The 5,322-nt window shown below is 59.9% G+C and carries 4 protein-coding genes and 1 pseudogene; 3 read left to right on the top strand and 2 right to left on the bottom strand.

Annotated elements, in window-relative coordinates:
• The first annotated feature begins 495 nt into the window (after positions 1 to 495).
• The 3 genes from WBV42_RS01625 to WBV42_RS01615 all read left to right on the top strand — a co-directional run bounded on the left by WBV42_RS01625 (position 496) and on the right by WBV42_RS01615 (position 3,940).
• Entirely contained in the window at positions 496 to 1,464 is a 969-nt protein-coding gene (locus WBV42_RS01625) for a dihydrodipicolinate synthase family protein (RefSeq protein WP_423984488.1), read from the top strand.
• An 87-nt stretch (positions 1,465 to 1,551) separates the two neighbouring features.
• Entirely contained in the window at positions 1,552 to 3,378 is a 1,827-nt protein-coding gene (locus WBV42_RS01620; protein ID WP_423984487.1) for an LEA type 2 family protein, read from the top strand.
• A gap of 109 nt (positions 3,379 to 3,487) precedes the next feature.
• A complete protein-coding gene (locus WBV42_RS01615; protein WP_423984486.1) occupies positions 3,488 to 3,940 on the top strand; it encodes a hypothetical protein in 453 nt (150 codons plus the stop codon).
• Between the two features lie 39 nt (positions 3,941 to 3,979).
• Here WBV42_RS01615 and WBV42_RS01610 read toward each other — a convergent pair whose 3' ends face one another.
• On the bottom strand, positions 3,980 to 4,633 hold the full coding sequence (locus WBV42_RS01610; protein WP_423984485.1) for a PGF-CTERM sorting domain-containing protein: 654 nt from the start codon (positions 4,631 to 4,633) through the stop codon (positions 3,980 to 3,982).
• Positions 4,630 to 5,322 (bottom strand): annotated as a pseudogene (locus WBV42_RS01605) (PGF-CTERM sorting domain-containing protein); the annotation flags it as partial. The pseudogene WBV42_RS01605 and the gene WBV42_RS01610, both read right to left, overlap by 4 nt.

Here is a 5,322-nt window from a genome sequence, read left to right as displayed (position 1 = left end):
GAAGCGAAAAACGATTGGGCAGCGCGGGGTTCTAGGGTCGACCGGGACGAGAACTTTCGTGGGGGGGTTGGTGACACTGTAACGGGAAGCCAACCCGTCGCCAGAGCCCCCGGCCCCGCCGGGAGACCCACCGCGAGACTGCGACACGCTTCGCGCCCGAGCCGTCGGGCGCAACTGTACGAATGAGCGGACACCACTTTGTTATGAACCGTTTGCGCCCGGTACAGGCACTCTTTGTTACGATCAGGATGTGTCTACGAACGAGTTGACGTATCCTAAAACGGAAGAGGGGGAGTGTCGAACGGGATGGGAGAGCGGGGTACAGGGGCGATGTGGGTGGTGTGTGCCGGGCGCGCAGAGTGGGAGGATGGGAGAGAGGGTGTTGTGCGCGCCCATTTTCGGATGGGAACGGCGAGAACTTAAAACCGCGTCAGACACCCGTGAGACACTACCGCTACCCCCGATTTCATACACTCTCCGGGAGAGATGACTGCCATGCACGGAACTGGAGTACCGCTGTTGACGCCGTTCGACCGGGAAGGATCCCTCCAAGAAAACTACCTTCGGGAACTCGTCGCGTGGGTCCAAGAGCGTGGCGTGGACTTCATCGTCCCCTGTGGGTCGAACAGCGAAGCGGAACTGATGAGTGTCGAGGAGCGTGCCCGCGTGGTCGAAATCGTGGTCGAGGAGGCGGACGTTCCAGTGCTGGCCGGAACGGGCCATCCGGGCTTTCACGAGACGCTCCGTCAAACGTCCCTCGCGGCGGAGGCGGGAGCCGACGCGGCCCTGGTGGTGACGCCGTTTTACTACGGCCACGACGACGAGTCGATGGCCGACTACTATCGTTCGGTTGCCGACGAGAGCCCCCTGCCGGTGTACCTCTACAGCGTCCCGGCCTACACGAACGTCGTCCTTTCCCCCGAAGTGGTCGGTGAACTCGCCAACCACGAGAACATCGCCGGAATGAAGGATTCGAGTGGAAACCTCACGCGCCTCCAACGCGAGCGTGCCCGCACCGAGCACGCCGATTTCGATCTGTTCGTCGGAAGCGGGAGGGTCTACGCCCCCGCACTCGACGCCGGGGCTGACGGAGGTATCCTCGGCTTGGCGAACGTCGCACCCGAGCGTGCCAGCGAAATCCATCGTCTTCACCGGGGCGGGCACGGCGAACAGGCCCGACAGTTGAACGCCAGCCTCGTGGAGCTAAACCACGCGGTCACGAGCGAATACGGCGTCCCCGGGGCCAAAGCGGCCATGACAGAACGCGGCGCACCGGCCGGGGAACCCCGTAGCCCTCACCGACCGGCATCCGAGGAAGTTCGAACCGAAATCGTCGCCCTCGTCGATGCCGCCGAACACTGGTCTGTCAGCTCTCTCGAATTGAAACGTTCCGTTGATCTGCTGTTCCTTATATCTCGTTTCGTTGTTGTGATTGTTGATGGTAGCCGCTCCTGTACTGGATAATTACAGGTAAAGTTACTTGGTGGTGGCTGCGAATTGACCGGATAATGAACTGTGGGACAAAATACATATATGTTAGGAGAGTAGACAATGGCGATTCGTAGCCTCCTCGGAAAACTGCTCGTGGGAGTGATGACGGTCCTCCTCGTGAGTGCTGGCGGACTGGGAGTGGCGCTCACGTCCGGAGTCGTGACGGTCGGGCAACCGAGTGTCGACAACGTCGACGCCGCGTGGGGCGGCGTCAGCGCGAAGACGACCGAAATTCGGACGAACATCGACGTGAACAATCCCAGTTCGGTCGGGATGCCGGGTGTCGCGGACCTCGATTATCGGGTGGACATGAACGACGTGACCGTGGCGAACGGGAAAAAGGAGAACATCGGGTTACCGTCCGGACAGTCCACGATTTCGATGACGACGCGCATGGACAACCGAAAGATTCCGGCGTGGTGGGCGAGCCACATCAATAACGGCGAGAAGACGACGGTCAGTATCTCGCCGACGGTCAGCGTTCCGCTGTATTCGAAGCGACTTCTCGCACAGAAACGGACGTTTCGGACCGACCTGCTCAGTGCGTTCGACAGCAACGAGACGCGGACGATGACCGCTGGAAACCGGGAAATCCTCCGAGTGACGAAAACGAACGCATCGTGGGGACACGCCACGACGGAGCGGACGCCGCTGTCCGTCAACGCGACCGTCGAGAACCCGACCAGCGGCGAGGTGGTCTTCTCACAGTTGGGATACACGATCACGATGAACAACGTGACCGTCGCCAACGGAACGACCGACGGTGAGGTACACATGAAACCGGGGAAGACGACCACGTTCGGTATCGACTCGACGTTCGACAACGGCAAACTGCCGGAATGGTGGGAAAGCCACGTGGAGAACGGCGAGAAGACGACGATGGACGTGCAGTTTTACGCGGTCATGCACGACAACGGAACCACGCAAAACGTCGATCTTCCGTTCCTGAGCAAGCGTATCGTCTTCACGACCGACGTACTCGGTGGCGGGAAGACGACGACGAAGGTCGTTCCACGCGACGGAAACTCGTCGTTCGCGCCGCCCGAACTCGAATCCGTCGAGAGTAACTGGATCGCTCCTGCGACGGGTGACACCGGCGTTCGAACCCGAGCGACCGTCGTAAACCCGAACGAACCGGGGTCGGTGTTCGCAAAGCACCTCTCGGTCGATGCGGGGTATCGCGTGTCGATGAACGATGTCCCGCTGGTTGAGGGAGAGACAACCCGCCAAATCGAGTCAGGAAAAACACATCTCAACTTTACTGAACGGATCACTGATGAGAAGATCCAACGCTGGTGGGTCAGTCACGTCAACAACGGCGAGAAGACCGACCGCGTTATCGAGCGTAACGTGATCGTGGATGCCGGGTTCGCCCGACTGCCCGTCGGTGGCAAAGCCGACCGGGGAACGATAACGACCGATATGCTCGGCCCCGTCGATTCGACGTCAAGTCAGTCGTTCTCGGTCGCCGGGCAGGTGATCGGACGAATCTCCGATGTGCAGGCGAACTGGGGCCACGCGACGATGGAAAAGACACCCATTGACGCATCCGCGACCGTCGAAAACGATCGGAGTCAGTCGATTCGTATCGTCGAAGTCGGATCACGTGTGACGATGAACGGCATCGTCCTTTCGGACGAATCGAGGCAGAAATCCGTCGAGGTCCGCCCGCACAGCGAGGCGACGATTCGGGATACGATGAACCTCGACAACTCGAAACTCGGCCCGTGGTGGAAGACACACCTTCAGAACGGTGAGAAGAGCACGCTCAAAGTCAGCTATTACGTCGTCGTCGAATACCACGGCTACACCGAACGGATCGATCTTGATTCGCTGAACTACCGGAAGACGGTGACCACGAACATCCTCGGAAACTCGACGGCCTGAGACACGTCCGTCCTGTTTCCGTGTTGATTTCCAGCCACTCGTTCGTAATTCCCGACGCAATTCATTTGTGTGTGAAGGTAAATACTCGCGTATGCCTTCGAGACGTGCCGTGCTAACATCCCTGTCGGCCGCCGTGGTGGGCGGTGGTCTCGCTGGCTGTTCCGCGTTTGCATCCGTCGGTGGATTCGTCCGAAAGAAGGAGATAACCGGCAAACGTCGAACCAGCGGCAGTCTTCGTGACGAAACCGTCGTCAGCGTCGGGCTAACGAAATCGAGCGACGAACCGATAATGGACGTCGCGAAGGAGTGGGCTGACCGCTTTTCCAACCCGGGGGAGTTACACGTCTCGACTACGCTCAACGACCTCCTACGGGACGAATACGAGGAGTTCGGCTACGTCATCGGCGTCTGTAGCAAGGATTGGGCGGGTGGCGGCGACCCGCTCGGGTGTTACACTGCCTCCACAAGACGCGAGGACTTCAACCGGGCACAGGTCGGGGATCACGTGAAAGCCAGTTACTCCGACTCGTCCATCGAGATTCACAGCGTCGAGGGGACGTAACGTCCGAGCGAGCGAAAAATAAGTGCGTGTTTTTGGAACTCAGTCGCGCCGGGAGAGCAGTGCCACTGCGGCGAGTGCAATGACCGCGACACCGATGCCGAAGCCGGGTTGGCCGGATTCGTTCTTCGATTCCTTCGCATCCTGCTGGAGGCCGAGATACGTCGCGGCCCCTTTCGTGTCCATCGAGGGGAACGACCGGTTCCACTCGCCGGGCATGTAGATTTCCGTGTCGTCGTTCACGATGGCGAGCGCACGAACGTCCGCCTTCGTCGCGCTCTCTCCGACGAGACCCTTCACGTGGACGTACGTCGTCGTCGTGTTGCCGTTCGTCCGACCAACGACATCGGCGACGTTCGCGCCACCGTACGAATCACCGAGGACGTTCGCGAACGCGCTCATGTTGTCGAACTGCGCGCCACCTTTGACGGTGACGGTTCCCGACTTGACGTTCATATCGACGCGAGCAGTCCGGAACTCGCTCCGCTTGAACGCACGAACCAGTTCCATCCCGTTCGAACTCCCGGCCGAACTTCCGGCCGTCGAATCCAACGAGGAGAGCATCGAGTCGGTGATCTTCGAGAGCATCGCCTTCTGTTCCAGTTCCACCGAACCGTGCGCCGTCACTTCGTCACCGTCGGATTCGGCGTGGAGTTCCACCGAGGACGTTCCGAGTTCGACGCCATGGTCGTTCATCTCCCGTGTGTATCACCCCAGTGCTTCGTCCGGTAGTGAACTTCGGCGCTCACCGCGGTCGTTTCACTCGACGGATGCGTGACGTCGGCGGTCCACGTGACCGTCTGTTCGAGGTCCGCGGCGTTCTGGGCCTCGAACTGGGTCTTCATCCGGTCGATGCTATCCTGGCTGATCGACGAACTGTCGGTGTTCTCCATCACTTCGAGCGCGTCGACCATCGCGGCATCGTAGTCGTCAATTTCGACGTTCCAATTGACGGTCGTTTTGCCGCCCTGTCGGTCCATCGCGAGCGTGATGTGGTCGATTCGCATCTTCTCGATGTCCGCCGTGAGGGAGTCGGCCTGCTCGTCGGTGATCGAGACGCTCGACGAGGATTCGAGGCTGCTCACGATCGACTGCGAGAGTGCGTCTTTGACACCGACGAACGTGACGTGGTACTTGATGTCGAGTTTCGGTTCGTCACCCGAGGTATCGAACTGGTACTCGTCGATGGTCACTTCCGCGGAGGAATCGGTCTGCTGGGAAACGAGGGCGTACTGGGCTTCCAAGCGTTCTTTCGCTTTCTCCTCGGTGTTCCAGTTGCTCGACGTGTACGGCGAGAGTTCACCCTTCCGCGAGGCCTTCAACACGAACCCGTCGTTCGTCTCCCGAAGGTCGTATTTCAGGTGTTCGTCCGATACCGAGGCAGT

Source organism: Haladaptatus sp., from assembly GCF_049589095.1.
GTDB lineage: Archaea > Halobacteriota > Halobacteria > Halobacteriales > Haladaptataceae > Haladaptatus.
This window is presented reverse-complemented; position numbering and strand designations above follow the sequence as displayed.